Genomic DNA, 16,088 nt, shown 5'->3' with positions numbered 1-16,088 from the left:
AACATTTGTTGCAAACCAAAGCTTCTTTTCGCAATATTTTTAATTGAATTAAACGTATTTTTACTGCTTAAAAGCAAAAAGATTCTTTTTCCTAAAAAACAATAAAACTCTTCTTGTGCTTCTTTAGCATTATCTCTTGCATGGCATATCATCGATTTCTATGATATCTTAATATTTTTCTGTTCTCTATGAATTTTTCTAATTAATCCATGGAGTACAGATCTCAAACATTAATAAAAGCTGAATTTAAAGAATTTTTCCATGCCTAAAACTGATATTGAAATTGCTCGCACTGCTAAAAAGCAACATATTATTGAAATTGCACAAAAAATTGGTATTTCACATGAAAATCTCATTCCCTATGGTCATGATAAAGCTAAAATTTCTTCTGAATACATAAAATCGCTTAATAAAAATCCAGATGGTAAACTTATCCTTGTCACAGCTATCAATCCCACACCTGCCGGAGAAGGCAAAACAACAACAACAGTTGGACTAAGTGATGCTCTTAATCTTATTGGTAAAAAAACAATAGCTACCTTGAGAGAACCATCTTTAGGTCCCTGTTTTGGTGTAAAAGGTGGTGCTGCTGGTGGTGGTTATGCGCAAGTCATTCCAATGGATGACCTTAATTTACATTTTACCGGTGATTTTCATGCTATTACAGCTGCTCATAATCTTCTTGCCGCAATGATAGATAATCATCTTTATTGGGGAAATACTCTAAACATTGATCCACGTCGCATTGTTTGGAAACGCGTTCTTGATATGAATGACCGTGTATTGCGCGATATTGTCATTTCATTGGGGGGCATAACAAATGGTTTTCCACGTCAAACAGGTTTTGATATTACTGTTGCATCAGAAATTATGGCGCTTCTTTGTCTCTCTGAAAATTTAGAAAACCTTACACAAAGACTCAAAAAAATTATTGTTGCTTATCGTTATGATAAAACGCCCATCACCGTTGCTGATCTCAATGCGGAAGGTGCAATGGCAGTTCTTCTCAAAGATGCTATACAACCCAATCTCGTACAGACAATTGAAAATAATCCTGTTCTCGTTCATGGAGGACCTTTTGCCAACATTGCTCATGGTTGCAATTCAGTTATAGCAACAAAAACTGCTTTAAAACTTGCTGATTATGTTGTCACAGAAGCAGGGTTTGGAGCAGATCTTGGAGCAGAAAAGTTCTTCAATATCAAATGTAGGCAAGCAGGTATTGTACCAAATGCTACAGTGATCGTCGCAACTATTCGTGCATTAAAAATGAATGGTGGTCTGGATAAAAATAACCTGACAGAAGAAAATATCACCGCTTTAGAAAAAGGAGCTGCCAATCTTTTACGACACATAGAAAATATGAAGCACTACGGTATTTCTTGTGTTGTGGCTATCAATCATTTTGACAGCGATAGCGATGCTGAAATAAAAACATTACAAAAAATAGTTGCAACAACTGGACACAAAGCTATTATCTGTAAGCATTGGGAACAAGGTGGAAAAGGCGCTATAGAACTTGCACAAGAACTCGTTACCTTGATTGAAAAGCACGATTCTGATTTTAAAGTTCTCTATCAAGATGATATTCCCCTCGTTCAAAAAATTAATTGTATTATAACAAAGCTATACGGTGGACGTGGTGCCATTATCTCAGCCCCTATTCTCAAACAACTTGAAACTTGGGAAAAAGAAGGTTTTGGCGTCTACCCTATTTGTATGGCAAAAACACCTTATTCTTTTTCTTCTGATCCCAAGCAATACGGTGCTCCTGTTGATTTTGAAATTCCCATACGAGAAGTTCATCTCTGTGCAGGAGCCGGTTTTATTGTTGTCATTTGTGGAGATGTTATGACCATGCCGGGACTACCCCATTATCCCACGGCTGAAAAAATTCATCTTGACGAAAATGATCAAATACAAGGACTTTCATAAGTTTATAATCATGAAATCTATCATTCATTATAAAAAGCATTTTATTACAAAAAAAATAGAATTTTTAAAAGCGATATAGACAAATGTCTTATTTATATGATATAAGTTTCTGTCCTTTTGGATATGCCTTTAAAAGGACGTAGGTTTTCCTATTATTTGTGACACTGAAAAAAGCAGGATAAATAGTGCAAGTACTCGTTCGTGATAATAATGTTGATCAAGCGCTCCGCGCGTTGAAAAAAAAGATGCAGCGTGAAGGTATCTTCCGTGAAATGAAAATGCGTAGTTATTATGAGAAGCCATCTGAGAAGCGTGCTCGTGAAAAAGCTGAAGCTATTCGTCGTACACGCAAGCTTGCTCGTAAGCGTGCACAAAGAGAAGGTTTTGTTAGTAACGGACGAACTGTTGCGGTAAAGTAATATACTTTATGATATTATATAATTGCATAAGCAATAGATAGTAAGCTACTAGAAAATTTTATCTTCATAGGCAATTGCGATGAATTGCTTGTGTAGGTTTTTATGTACAATGTTATCTAATATGTTAGTTATTTGAAAATAATAAGGTTTCTATCATAGAGGTGGTTTTTATTTCACTCTTATATTTTAAAAATAGATAACAAACTACACTTGAGATATTTAAGCGACTTTTTCCTATGTAAATTGAGTGCGGGGTGTTTTATTATCACTTTTCGCTATAATTTTCTCCTTCTGGATATCTCTTACATCACTGCTTCTTATGTGCAAATTTCATGATGAATTTCTTTTTGTCATTAAATATTCTACATCTTTCGATCATCCTAGGTCTGATTACAAAACAAAAATAACTATCGCAATATGCGATTGTGTGTAAAATATAATATCAAATTCATAATCCTCTTTCCCTTCAGTTATGTAACGAAACGATATAATTCCATAACTTTTTATATCTCTTGATTCTGTCTCTCTAAAGGATGACGAATTTCAACCACTGCACTATAGATTCTTTTTTCTTGATAAATTTCTTCTATTCATCACTTATGTAATTACCCTCATCAGTGTATCGAATAAGCCTTTCTATTTCATTCAACTTTCTTCTATACTGAGTTAGAGAAAAAGAAAATTGACAATAAACAGAGAAAACACTGTGTTTTAATATGGATGAATGTGCCTTTTATTACCATTTTTGATGGAAATGTTTTTAAAATTTAAATAACGAGTTAAGGTTTTTAACGCGGAGATTTGTTATTATAAGTAATCGTTTTTCATATTAAGTAATAATTCTGAATAACGTAAAGTTTCTCAACACTTTCTCATATTGAATCAATCAAGATTATCTTCTTGTACATCATAAGCGGGATTCGTACGCAAATAGAATAAAAGCTATTTAAGAAAAAACAAAAATGCTTCTTATGAATACCATAAATAATAGGAACTGCATAACATTGAAAGCTGGTAAATAGAACGATGAAGCCAGCTTATCTACCATACGGATAAGCATTATCATGGCGTAAGATTAGAGTGTAGAAAATTTTATAAATGAATTATCACGAAAAAGTGTCCTGTTAAAATTAGCCCTTCATATATCAATCTACTCTATAATGTTGCTCATATTTTTACGCTTAAATGTTTTATTTATCGTATTATTTTGTTCATTCAAAACTTCTTTTCAAGCCACACAATAATCCCTTTCTGAACAGCTCTTTGTTCATAGTATGCATACATGCACTTTTACTTTGAGAAACAAACTCAAAAAAGAGATGCAATACTTTAGCCCTAATTTCCTGTACAAAAACTGCCTATGGCTCCAATATACTTTACTGTTTTATCACGCTTACAGCTACATAAAAATCTAATGTTTATTTATATCTACCCCCTCATAAACAAGATAAGCACTAAGAAATACAAACCTTTTGTTTTCCTTATTTTGATATTTTTGTAGCAATTTTTTCATCGTTTAGATCTCTTTAACGAGCAATGTGTCATACTTTTTATCAGTTTCCAGTCTTATCTTTCAGATTTTAAATTTCCAATATATGACGAAATAAAGGAGTTCGGTGTGCAAAATTCTCGTTGGTTTCGCGTTTCAATACTCATATCATGTATCTTAATAGCAACAGTCATTGTATTGGGTTCACCTCATTTGTTGCATGCACAAACATTTAATCAAAATTTAGGGCCCAGTGGTTTACCACTTCCGCGATTTGCTTCGATTAAACCCACCAGCGTTAATGTACGCGTCGGACCAGGAAGCAACTATTCTATCATTTTCACCTACAAAAAGAAGGGCTTACCTATTGAAATCATTCAAGAATATGATCAATGGCGCAAAATTCGTGATGCAGAAGGCGATGAGGGATGGGTGTATCAATCGCTTTTATCGGGAAAGCGAACTGCTATAACTATTCCATGGCAAAAAGATAAAACAAAAAGGCTGATGCTACGAAAAAACCCCACCGACAACGCAGAACTTGTGGCGGAAGTAGAACCTAACGTCATTGGTAACATCCGCCAATGTGATGGACAATGGTGCGAACTAAACATTAATAATACGCGCGGATGGCTTCAGCAACCCCAGTTATGGGGAATCTATCCTGATGAAAAAGTAAAAGGTTGGTGAATACTCAAACTCAACAAGTTTAATTTTTATTCCTCATTAAATATCCTCACTGCCTATCACAAGATTGATTTTTTGGTTTCAATCGCACGATTAAATCAACATGTGAAATTTCCATACCTTCTGGTGGCTTAGGCAAATTTTTAATAATGGGAGCTTCTTCCAAATTATAAGGAATATCAAGAATACGATTTTCGCCTTCTATATAAAAATGGTAGTGATCAGAGGTATTGGTATCAAACCAAGTTTTTGAGCCTTCTACGGCAATAATCCGTAATAATCCCGCTTCCGTAAATTGATGAAGCGTATTATAAACCGTTGCTAAAGATACAGGTACACCTACCCTCACCGCTTCCTCATAGAGCTCTTCAGCAGTAATATGACGATTTCCTTGAGAAAAAATCATATGTGCAAGTTCCAACCGCTGACGTGTTGGACGCAGACCATTTTGACGCAAACGTTTTTCTAACATAGAAATGGAATAATATTGCACAATTTTTCCACACTCTTTTGTGAACTGCTGCTCTTCATTCATATCTAAATTGTCTGCACTCACTGACATATTACAAACCCAAATATATTCCTACTAAATAAGATCAAAATACAAAAAAATGGGAATAGTATGGTGTAATCTTGTATTCCATTTTTAAATAATTACCTATGTAGAATACATAAAAAAAGGCTTTTGTCATTAAAAATGATATAAAATCATTTCCCTCTCTTTAAAATTTGCTCTAAAAGTAGGTTGGGAAAAGCGCAGAAATAAAGATATATGCAAATAAATGGAGTAACAATGGCTGAACAAAAGTCTCGCTACACTTATGAAGAGCTTCTAAGCTGCGCTCGCGGCGAAATGTTTGGTAGAGGTAATGCGCAATTGCCAGCACCGCCAATGTTAATGATTCATCGAATCACTCAAATTAGTGAAACTGATGGTAAATACGATAAAGGAATGGTTCGCGCCGAATTTGACATTACACCAGACATGTGGTTCTTTAATTGTCACTTTATAGGCGATCCCGTCATGCCAGGATGTCTCGGACTGGATGGTATGTGGCAATTAACAGGTTTTTTTCTTGGTTGGCTAGGCGAACCAGGCAAAGGAAGAGCAATATCAACAGGTGAAGTAAAGTTATCAGGGATGGTAACTCCACAAACCAAAATTCTTGAATATGAAATAGATTTTAAGCGTATTCGACGTGGAAATTTAGTCTTAGGAATAGCTGATGGGTGGCTAAAAGCAGATGGAGAGACTATTTATAAGGCGAACGATTTACGCGTTGCTTTATTCAAAGAAGATTGAACGTTATTTCCGTCAGAAAGAACTTTTCACTATTCTGTATGGAACGAGGAGGTATGAATGCGTCGAGTTGTTGTAACCGGAATGGGAATTGTCTCCGCAATTGGAAATAACCCTGGAGCTGTTTTAACCAGTTTACGTGAAGCAAAATCCGGAATTTCTTACGCACCTCAATATGCTGAATTAGGCTTTCGTAGCAGAGTTTATGGCAAGCCCGATATTAATATAGAAGAACTCGTAGATCGACGTGCTCTACGTTTTCATGGGCGTGGAACAGCATGGAATCACATCGCCATGGATCAAGCAATTGCTGATGCGGGTCTAGAACCGCATGAAGTATCGAACGAACACACGGGTATTATTATGGGTTCTGGAGGTGCTTCAACACATTCAATCGTAGAAGCTGCTGACATTACACGCCAAAAAGGTCCAAAACGTGTTGGACCTTTTGTTGTCCCTAAAGCGATGAGTTCCACAGCATCTGCAACATTAGCAACTTTCTTTAAAATAAAGGGGATCAATTATTCAATCTCTTCAGCTTGTGCTACCTCCAATCATTGTATTGGTAATGCTTACGAAATGATACAATATGGTAAACAGAAGCGCATCTTTGCCGGTGGCTGCGAAGATTTGGATTGGACACTATCTGTTTTATTCGATGCCATGGGCGCTATGTCCAGCAGATATAATGACATTCCTCACAAAGCTTCACGTGCTTATGATATTAATCGTGATGGTTTTGTCATTGCTGGAGGTGCTGGCGTTTTAGTCCTTGAAGATTTAGAACTTGCTAAAGCACGTGGTGCAAAAATCTACGGAGAAATCGTTGGATACGGTGCGACATCCGATGGACATGATATGGTTGCCCCATCAGGAGAGGGAGCAGAACGATGCATGCGCATGGCCCTTGCAACAGTCGATAATAAAATTGATTATATCAATCCCCATGCGACAGCAACTCCTGTTGGTGATCCTCCTGAGATAGAAGCTATCCGTCGTGTCTTTGGAGCAGGTGATCAATGCCCCCCCATTTCCGCTACCAAGTCTCTAACAGGACATTCCTTGGGAGCAGCAGGTGTTCACGAAGCAATCTATACATTGTTAATGATGAATCATAATTTTATTTGTGAAAGTGCCCATATTGAAGAACTTGATCCAGCTTTTGCTGATATACCAATCGTTCGTGAACGACGTGATCATCAACAACTGAATACCGTATTGTCGAATACTTTTGGCTTTGGCGGTACCAATGCAACGCTTGTTTTCCAACGTTATGTATAAACAAAAGCTCTTAGTAATTGAAAAAAGTACGGTCTTACGGAGAATAATATGAAAGGTTTGATGGAGGGCAAACGCGGCCTTATTATGGGAATTGCGAATGACCATTCAATTGCTTGGGGCATTGCCTGTCAGCTCGCACAAGCAGGAGCGGAATTAGCGTTGACTTATCAAGGAAATGCTTTTGGAAAACGTGTTCATCCCCTAGCAGATAAACTTGGCTGCAAATTAGTGCTAGAGTGTGACGTTGAAAAAAGTGAAAATATTGATTACGTCTTTGAGCAACTTGAAAAAGAATGGAAAACAATTGATTTTATTGTCCATGCCATTGGTTTTTCAGATAAAACTCAGCTAAAAGGGCGTTACGTTGATGTTACAACACGTGAAAACTTTCAACGCACGATGGTTATTTCAGCTTATTCCTTTACTGAAATTGCCCAGCGCGCGGGTAAGCTTATGCCCAATGGAGGAACACTTTTAACTCTTACCTATGGTGCTTCACAGCAAGTTGTGCCTAATTATAACATCATGGGTGTTGCTAAAGCAGCTTTAGAAGCTATGGTACGTTATTTAGCAGCGGACTTTGGTCCTCAAAATATTCGTGTCAATGCGATTTCCGCTGGTCCTGTTAGAACTTTAGCAGGTAATGGTATTGCAGCTGCACGGGCAATATTTTCACATCAACGCCGTAATGCCCCATTACGGCGTACCGTAGATATTCATGAAATTGGAAAATCTGCTCTTTATCTACTCTCTGACTTATCATCAGGTGTTACAGGTGAAATCCATTATGTTGATTCAGGCTATAACATCATGTCTATGCCAATACTTGAAGAACTGAAAAAAAGTGACGATTCCCAAGAAGAATAAAATTTGTTTCATTGCACTAAAAAAGAAAATCAATCATGTACATAGTGCTTTAATCGGGTATTGAGTACTTTCTCAGCTATATAATAGTGTATTGACTTATAATAATATGACGTAAGGAATATGTGCAAATGTTTGTAAGAATAAGTCAATACAAAACCAGATGTACGATGCCTTGTTTCGCAAAATATTTTATAAAAGCCGGAATATTTCTTCAATCCATGGTTGATAAAGTGTGTATTTTATGACGTTATTTACCTTACTAAAGCATACGCTTTTGCCATTGCTTATAAATCAATATCCAACCCTCATGCCACCGCAGTTTGAAACAGAGATTAGAGAATTATTAAAACCCTTAGTTTCAGCTTTTGTGTAGCAAATTGAAAAAATATTCCTACCGTTTGATTTATTCTTGAAACGCAAATACAATCTAATTTAGGATGAATATGAAGGCGTAAAGAAATCAATCATTAATCTTACTATTGTTCTTTAATGAAAGCATTGCTCTGATGTGTCAGGTAAAATAGAACACCCAAAAACACTATAGCTGTTTCTCCTTCATGCATTTTTTAAAGATATCTCTCAATGCACGCCATTCCATTTCACAATGGTACCTGTAGAACGTATAAAAAATCCTTGTGAAGTACATAAAATCCTTTTTTTACCACCATTTTAATGTTTATACAGATGACAAACCGACACCGTCATTTTACTTGCCATGTTCTAATATTGAAACAACCCTTGACACTTGAGATGATTCATTAGAAGTATCTTTAATAATTTTTATCCACATACTAACCCGCTTGTGACAAGCAAACATATATTTTTAATTAACTCAATACAAAAATAAAATGAATCATTTATATAAATCAATTTTTTATCTTTATAATCACATTATTTTTCAGTTTAAATGACAGCCATAAACAAGTACAATAACATTTTTTCAATCTTAGACTTTCAAAGTTATAATTCCAAAAATCATTTCTTGCATATAAAAAACAGAATTGACATGTGAGAAAATAAAAGGCTTAAATATCTCTACTGAACAGCTTCAAGTGCCAAGAGCTGTCTCACAACATTTGGGGGTGTAATGATGCTCGTCTTCCTCCTTCATAAACATAAAGATGGGGATGTGCACAATAGCTTTATCGGTTACACTATTCACGGTCACCGTCGCAAATTGGACTTAGGATTTTTAAGAGAGGTCTCTTTAAAACAAGCACGTGAATATATAACAGCAATCGTGTTTTTTGGGACGTTCTATTTTACCTGACACATCAGAGAAATGCTTTCATTAGAAAATGAGAAAAATAAAGGTGTGAGATAATCTCCATTATTTAAAAGATATTGCTTTAGATAGCGTAAAACTGAATTTAAAAATGATTGTAGAAATGGGAACAGATTTTCAGCTTTAAAATTTCATCTTCTTCCCAAATTAGATTCTCTTCTTGTTTTAAAGAATTACAAAAACAGAGATTCACAATATCCCTGCCCCGATATTCTTAGCTTATACGTTACATAAATAAGATGCTTCTACCTAATGAGTCTTGTACTATTCTGTTTGCAAATATCATTGTGAGATGAATTTAAGAGACAATAAAAATATCTTGTTCATTACATTACATAAACATGTGTAAGTGGAAACGATAATTTATCTTCAAAGAGATAGCTCTGAGACAAAAGCCAAAACTTTTATATTTCAGCCATGTTTCATAAAGAATCGAATGATATGAATCTATAATTTTCTGGAATATGACCGCCTTATACAACCATCAATAAAATCTATTTTATATGTCTATCATAACATGTTTCTATTTTTTACGATTGGAATTATTAAAAAACAGGATATCATTGAATTTCGTCCTTGAGGGCGCGGCTTAGTAATGTGTTTGCCGCTTCAGTTATATTTTTACCACAATAGAGAATTTGATAAATTTGTTCTACAATGGGCATTTCTACCCCAATACGCTGCGCCAACGTATATACTTCCTTGGTATTTAAGTATCCTTCCACAACCTGACCAATTTGTTTTTCTGCTTCTTTTATATCTATTCCTTTACCAAGAAGTATTCCAAAACGGCGATTACGCGACTGATTATCAGTACATGTCAAAACCAGATCACCTAAGCCTGTCATTCCCATAAATGTGGAAAGCTCAGCACCCATAGCCCCCCCTAAACGACTGATTTCAGCTAGTCCTCGTGTGATAAGAGCTATTCGTGCATTTGCCCCAAAACCTATGCCATCTGATATTCCTGCACCAATAGCAATAACATTTTTGACTGCCCCCCCTAATTGAACACCAATCATATCTGAACTTTTATAAACTCTAAAAGTTTTGTCACAATGAAAAAGTTGCTGCAATTCTTTACCAAACTCAACATCAGAAGCTGCTATCGTCATTGCAGTAGGCCAACCAATAGCTAGTTCTTGCGCAAAAGTTGGTCCAGAAAAAACAGCTAAAGGAATTTTTTCACCTAAAATCTCACGAGCAACCTCTTGTAAGAAACGTCCAGTACCATGTTCTAAACCTTTTGTAGCCCAAATAACGCGTGAATGCTGATCTAAATAAGGCTGAATATTATACAAAACTTGATGAAATACATGGCTTGGAACAGCGATTAATATATTGTGACTTGCCGTTATTGCAGTTTCAAGGGAAGCTTCAAGTAATAAATTTTCAGGAAATCGAACATCGGGTAAATATACTTGATTACAACGTTGTTCCTGTAATTCTTTGATATGTTGAGGACTATATCCCCAAAGTAAAACATTATGACCATTACGGGCAAGAGCTATCGCTAATGCAGTACCAAAAGAACCAGCACCTATAACTGTCATTGCAACGGTTTTCATTAAATTTTCTGATTATTCTCTAAATTTTTGATTTCAATTGCATATTATTATTACAAATAATTTTAATGCTATACTAAATACCCCACGGACTTTCTCTTTTAAATTAAAAGTATATTCAAAATAATGATACTCATTCCACTGATATCTTGTACTTATCCCTGCTTTATATCCTACGAATTTCTTCTACGAAGCTGATACATGCCGCATCAGCTCCGTAGATATTTCTAACAACTACTCCACAGGAAACTGCGTATTTGGATCTTGCTCCATGGGCATTTCTGAACCAGGTGCTTGATCTACAGGAGTTTGCGTACTTAGACCCTGCCCCATAGGCATTTCTGAACCAGGTGCTTGATCTACAGGAGTTTGCGTACTTAGACCCTGCCCCATAGGCATTTCTGAACCAGGTGCTTGATCTACAGGAGTTTGCGTACTTGCACCTTGCTCCATCGAAACCTCTGAGCCCTGTATCTTTTCTGGCTGTTTTCTTACGGATATATCTTTGTTTGATAACTGCTCAGACACTGAAGAATCATCTCTACTTGATATTTCCGGTTCAATAACACGTCCTGAACCACCCATCATATTATAATTCAAATGAGAAATAGCCCACCAAGTTCCCCCAATAATAACAAAAACGCAAATAGCAGCAAACCACAACGCGCTTAAATTCCACTTGGCGTCTGGACCAGAATTCAAGTGCAAAAAGAAAACAATTTGTACTATAATCTGAATAATCGCCATCCCAATAAGATACGCAACCTTTGTACTAATTGCCCAACTTTCCATCATTCCATACATCACAGGAATAAAAGAACCCAAAGTGAAAAATACAGCCAGAATAAAACCAACCAAATAGGAACCAGTACTGGGACCATGTGTTTCATTTTGCACGCTCATCACAACGCTCCTAATAGATAAACCATGGTGAAAACACCAATCCATACAATATCAAGTAAATGCCAAAAAATGGAAAGACATGCTAAACGTGTTTTATTGTTCTGATCCAAGCCATTACGACGAAGATGAAAAAACATCACAACCATCCAAAGAAGGCCAACACTTACGTGAAGTCCATGAGTGCCAACCAAAGCAAAAAATGCTGACCAATAAGCAGAGAGAATTTCCCGTCCAAAAAGCTGTAAACCTGTTGCAGGATCAATACCCGCATAAGCATTTGGATCGAAATAAAAAACCTTACTCAAAAGTTCATGAAATTCGTAAAGTTCCATACCAATGAAGCAACATCCCAATACAAAGGTAATAGCCATCCATAAACGCACACCACTGATGTTATTTTTATGTGCTTGTGCCATTGCAAAGCCATAAGTGACGGACGAAAACAACAAGAAAGCAGTCTCAACCAAAACAAACTTTAAATCTATAAACTCACTGCCCGCTTTACCACCACCATAAGAAGCAGAAAATACAGCAAAACTTGAAAACAGTGTCGAAAACAGGATTAAGTCTGAAAGAATATAGACCCAAAAACCAAACGTCATTACCGAGCTACTATCGTGGTGAAGTTCATCTATAGTACTCGCGTTATTCATTGTTACAGCACTCATACTGTCACTCCTTGTTCTTTAAGAACAGCCGTAAAGGCATCTTCAGTTTTTTGCACTTCTTCAGCTGGAATATAGTAACCATGATGATCACCTGTTAATGAATGACACACAAGCGTTGCAATAAAACCAACCAGTCCAACCGCAACAAGCCACCAAATATGCCAAACAAGCGCAAAACCAACAACTAATGAGAAGAAGCCAGCAATAATTCCAGCCGATGTATTCGATGGCATATGAATTTTTGTAAATCCACTTGTCGGCCGTTGATAACCACTTTTCTTCATATTCCAATAAGCATCATCAGACTGTATCTTTGGAAGGAGGGCAAAATTATAAGAAGGAGGCGGTGAAGAGGTAAACCATTCAAGTGTACGTGCATCACCCCAAGAATCATTTAATGTTACCGGTAAGTGCCCTTTATGCTTAATACCGTACCAAATCGCCAAAACAACCTGTAGCACAAAACAAAGGATACCAAGTAAGATAATACAAGCACCCAATGCAGCAATAATAAACATCGGCTGCCAACTAGGTTCCATGTAATGCTGCAGACGACGCGTCGCCCCCATTAAACCAAGCGCATAAACGGGGAAAAAGGCAAGGTAAAAACCAATAAACCAACACCAAAAAGATGTAATACCTAGTATGCGATTTGGTTTATAACCAAAAACTTTTGGAAACCAAAATGCAATCCCCGCTAAGTACGCAAAAACCACACCTCCAATAATTGTATGATGGAAATGTGCTATCAAAAAGAGCGAATTATGAAACTGCCAATCAGCAGGAACAATAGATAATAAAACACCTGTTAATCCACCACCAACAAATGTAAAGATCATACCCATGCACCAAAGCATAGGAGGCTCAAAGCGAATCCGACCTCTATACATCGTAAGCAGCCAATTAAAAACTTTTACACCGGTTGGAACTGCAATAATCATCGTAGCAATACTAAAGAAGGTATTTACAGCTTCACCCCCACCCATTGTGAAGAAATGATGGCCCCAAACAAGAAGCGAAAGAATCAAAATAACCAACATGGCCCATATCATTGAAGTATAACCAAAGAGGCGTTTTGAAGAAAAAGTTGATACAACTTCAGAAACAATTCCAAAAGCAGGAACAACCAAAACATAAACCTCAGGATGACCAAAAACCCAAACATAGTTAATCCATACCATCGGATTTCCGCCACCAACATTGGTAAAGAAATTCATGTTCAAATAACGATCACATGCCAAGAGTGCAAATGCTACAGCCAAAACAGGATAAATGACTACAATAAGAACATTGCTGACAAAAGCACTCCAACAAAAAATAGGCATTCTCATCATTGTCATTCCAGGAGCACGCATTTTAATCATCGTTGCAATAAAATTCACTGATCCCATTGTTGTTGCAATACCAGAAAGCTGAAGTGACCATAAATAATAATCTACCCCTGTATCTGGACTCGTTTGCAATTCTGTAAAAGGTGGATACATCAACCAACCACCACGACCAAAATTCCCAACACCTAGGGATATGTTAATCAATATCGCCCCTGCAGCCGTAATCCAAAAACCTAGATTATTTGCAAAGGGAAAAGCAACATCACGCGCACCAATTTGAAGTGGTATAAGATAATTAAAAAGACCAAATAAAATAGGCGTGGCCATGAAAAAAATCATGATCGTACCATGCGCCGAAAAAATTTGATCAAAATGCTCAGGGGGCAAATAACCTGCTGTTTCACTCCCAAGAGCTAAAGCTTGATGCGTTCGCATCATAAGTGCATCCGCAAAACCGCGAACAAGCATAATAATTCCAAGAACGATGTACATAATACCTATGCGTTTATGGTCAACCGTTGTAATCCAATTTCGCCATAGAATCCCCCACCACCCAAGTACTGTTAGAGCAATAACAGCAATTAAACCAACCAAAACAATCGCAATACATGTATACAAAACGATCGGTTCATGTGCAAGCGCATGAAAAGCACCTGCCGTAGGATCTGTAAGTCTTCCAAACATTTCTCAACCCATTTCAAATGAAATTCAAGTTTAAAAGAAACCTTTGTTAAAAGGGCTCTTTACTTTATTGACTCTGTTAAATAACATCAGGATCAAATACTGAACATAGTGCACCCCATAGCGTCTGAGCAGCAGCACGTTTCATTAAATCTTCATTACATACCGTCTTTTCATCGACACATCGATTAACAACACGATAGTAAAGCCGCTTCTCAACAGGTGCAAAATAACGAACTTCAGCATCTTTTTCCTTCGCAGCAATATCACCCATACGAGGCGCAATAGAAAGTTGACGATAAGATGAACGATCAAGTACTCGACCATTAGCCCGAGCTTTTACAATCCAATCCTCAAAATCCTGCAAAGACACAGAATGCCACTTAAACCGCATACCCGAAAAACCATCACCACTATAATTTGCTGAGGCCCCTTTGAATACTCCTTGCTCTTCAGCGACCAAATGCAACTTAGCATTCATCTGCGGCATAGCGTAAAGAACTGTACCCAATTTGGGAACCCAAAAAGCATTGACAGAATTCTCTGACGTCAATTGCAATAAAACTTGACGTCCTTCAGGCGCATAAATCTCATTAATCGATGCAACACCGTATTCAGGATAAATAAAAAGCCATTTCCAATCAAGAGCAACAGCATCAATCTGTAATGGCTTTCCTTCACCTACAACTTCCACTGGAAGAGGATTTGTAGGTTCAAGCTTATAGGTATAATAAGCTGTTAATGAACCTAAAACCATTACAATTACAACTGGAATACCCCACATCAATGCTTCAATTTTATTTGAATGTGCCCAATCAGGAGAATAGTCCGCTTTCATATTCGATGCACGATATTTTATAGCTAAAAATACCACACTCACCATAACTGGGATAACAATACAAAGCATCACCACCACACAAACAACGATCAAAATGAGCTGTTGACGTGCAACATAACCTGATGGCTGCATAACATCAATTTTACAACCAGACAAAAGCAGTGCTCCCCCTAAAATCACAAGCATTTCTAATTGTCTAACAAAGCTTTTCATCTCTATTTACCCCCGTCATACGCACTAAAAACTGTCATAAATATATACCTCACATTGTACAGATTTGAAAATAATTATCAAGAGAATTAAATGCCTATATTACTCTTATTAAACGCTTACTCTTTACCTATCACAATTTAATTGTTTTGCTTAATTGTTTTGCAATATACTCAAGTGCAAACCGATATCCATCACCTCCACACCCAGTTATGATAGCGTCTACACCTGCAGATGTATAAGAATGGTGACGAAAAGCTTCACGCTGATAAATATGAGATAAATGAACTTCTACTTTCGGCCCTGAAAACATTTTTAGGGCATCAAGAAGTGCAACAGATGTATGACTGTAAGCCGCTGGGTTAATGATCAATCCAGAACTTGCCTCTATTGCTTCTTGTATCCATGCCACTAATTGCCCTTCATAGTTACTTTGATAAAAATTTATTATAATATCATTTTTTTTTGCCCATTCTCTGCATCTTTTTTCAATATCTTCTAGAGTTTCAGTTCCATAAATTTCTGGCTCACGTTGACCTAGAAAATTTAAATTAGGACCATTTAAAATCGTTATTATCTCTGACATAGCAAGCCTTTTCTTTCAGACCTATCACTTATTAAAAAATATT

At 36.7% G+C, this 16,088-nt stretch carries 13 protein-coding genes; 6 read left to right on the top strand and 7 right to left on the bottom strand.

The features are described 5' to 3' along the window. Positions 1-261: 261 nt before the first annotated feature. From ACFIMG_RS08215 to ACFIMG_RS08205, 3 genes are all read left to right on the top strand, one after another. Positions 262-1,935, top strand: a complete 1,674-nt coding sequence (locus tag ACFIMG_RS08215) for a formate--tetrahydrofolate ligase (RefSeq protein WP_375678795.1) — start codon at positions 262-264, stop codon at positions 1,933-1,935. Between the two features lie 185 nt (positions 1,936-2,120). Further along, positions 2,121-2,354: a 30S ribosomal protein S21 gene (gene rpsU / locus ACFIMG_RS08210; protein ID WP_012754552.1), complete on the top strand. Its 234-nt coding sequence runs from the start codon at positions 2,121-2,123 to the stop codon at positions 2,352-2,354. A gap of 1,618 nt (positions 2,355-3,972) precedes the next feature. Further along, positions 3,973-4,533, top strand: coding sequence for an SH3 domain-containing protein (locus tag ACFIMG_RS08205; RefSeq protein ID WP_375652410.1), 561 nt, complete (start codon positions 3,973-3,975; stop codon positions 4,531-4,533). 46 nt (positions 4,534-4,579) lie between these two features. Here the strand turns inward: ACFIMG_RS08205 and irrA are convergent, their stop codons facing one another. Then, on the bottom strand, positions 4,580-5,092 hold the full coding sequence (irrA, locus tag ACFIMG_RS08200) for an iron response transcriptional regulator IrrA (RefSeq protein WP_375678796.1): 513 nt from the start codon (positions 5,090-5,092) through the stop codon (positions 4,580-4,582). Between the two features lie 231 nt (positions 5,093-5,323). Here irrA and fabA point away from each other — a divergent pair, with 231 nt between their 5' ends. The 3 genes from fabA to fabI are packed head-to-tail and all read left to right on the top strand — an operon-like array spanning position 5,324 to position 7,978. Then, positions 5,324-5,833 (top strand): 3-hydroxyacyl-[acyl-carrier-protein] dehydratase FabA, encoded by a 510-nt coding sequence (gene fabA / locus ACFIMG_RS08195; protein WP_273722474.1) that lies wholly within the window; start codon positions 5,324-5,326, stop codon positions 5,831-5,833. A gap of 57 nt (positions 5,834-5,890) precedes the next feature. Continuing rightward, positions 5,891-7,111 carry a beta-ketoacyl-ACP synthase I gene (gene fabB / locus ACFIMG_RS08190; protein ID WP_375678797.1) on the top strand — a complete coding sequence of 407 codons (1,221 nt, stop codon included), beginning with the start codon at positions 5,891-5,893 and terminating at the stop codon, positions 7,109-7,111. Positions 7,112-7,159: 48 nt separating this feature from the next. Continuing rightward, positions 7,160-7,978: an enoyl-ACP reductase FabI gene (gene fabI, locus ACFIMG_RS08185; protein ID WP_375610038.1), complete on the top strand. Its 819-nt coding sequence runs from the start codon at positions 7,160-7,162 to the stop codon at positions 7,976-7,978. A 1,845-nt stretch (positions 7,979-9,823) separates the two neighbouring features. Here the strand turns inward: fabI and gpsA are convergent. The 6 genes from gpsA to aroQ all read right to left on the bottom strand — a co-directional run bounded on the left by gpsA (position 9,824) and on the right by aroQ (position 16,045). Next, positions 9,824-10,831, bottom strand: coding sequence for an NAD(P)H-dependent glycerol-3-phosphate dehydrogenase (gene gpsA / locus ACFIMG_RS08180; RefSeq protein ID WP_375652409.1), 1,008 nt, complete (start codon positions 10,829-10,831; stop codon positions 9,824-9,826). 231 nt (positions 10,832-11,062) lie between these two features. Further along, positions 11,063-11,731: a cytochrome o ubiquinol oxidase subunit IV gene (gene cyoD, locus ACFIMG_RS08175; protein WP_375678798.1), complete on the bottom strand. Its 669-nt coding sequence runs from the start codon at positions 11,729-11,731 to the stop codon at positions 11,063-11,065. Further along, positions 11,731-12,399, bottom strand: a complete 669-nt coding sequence (locus ACFIMG_RS08170) for a cytochrome (ubi)quinol oxidase subunit III (RefSeq protein WP_375678799.1) — start codon at positions 12,397-12,399, stop codon at positions 11,731-11,733. The genes cyoD and ACFIMG_RS08170 overlap by 1 nt, the downstream gene beginning before the upstream one ends. Further along, positions 12,396-14,414: a cytochrome o ubiquinol oxidase subunit I gene (gene cyoB, locus ACFIMG_RS08165; RefSeq protein WP_375611433.1), complete on the bottom strand. Its 2,019-nt coding sequence runs from the start codon at positions 14,412-14,414 to the stop codon at positions 12,396-12,398. The genes ACFIMG_RS08170 and cyoB overlap by 4 nt, the downstream gene beginning before the upstream one ends. 76 nt (positions 14,415-14,490) lie before the next feature. Beyond that, positions 14,491-15,462 carry a ubiquinol oxidase subunit II gene (cyoA, locus tag ACFIMG_RS08160; RefSeq protein WP_375611432.1) on the bottom strand — a complete coding sequence of 324 codons (972 nt, stop codon included), beginning with the start codon at positions 15,460-15,462 and terminating at the stop codon, positions 14,491-14,493. Between the two features lie 130 nt (positions 15,463-15,592). Then, positions 15,593-16,045 carry a type II 3-dehydroquinate dehydratase gene (aroQ, locus tag ACFIMG_RS08155; protein WP_375611431.1) on the bottom strand — a complete coding sequence of 151 codons (453 nt, stop codon included), beginning with the start codon at positions 16,043-16,045 and terminating at the stop codon, positions 15,593-15,595. Between the last annotated feature and the right edge of the window lie 43 nt (positions 16,046-16,088).

The sequence above is a fragment of the Bartonella sp. AP11XZML genome (assembly GCF_042196445.1).
Lineage (GTDB): Bacteria > Pseudomonadota > Alphaproteobacteria > Rhizobiales > Rhizobiaceae > Bartonella.
Note: the sequence above shows the minus strand (reverse complement) of the source record. Positions and strands in the feature narration are given on the sequence as shown.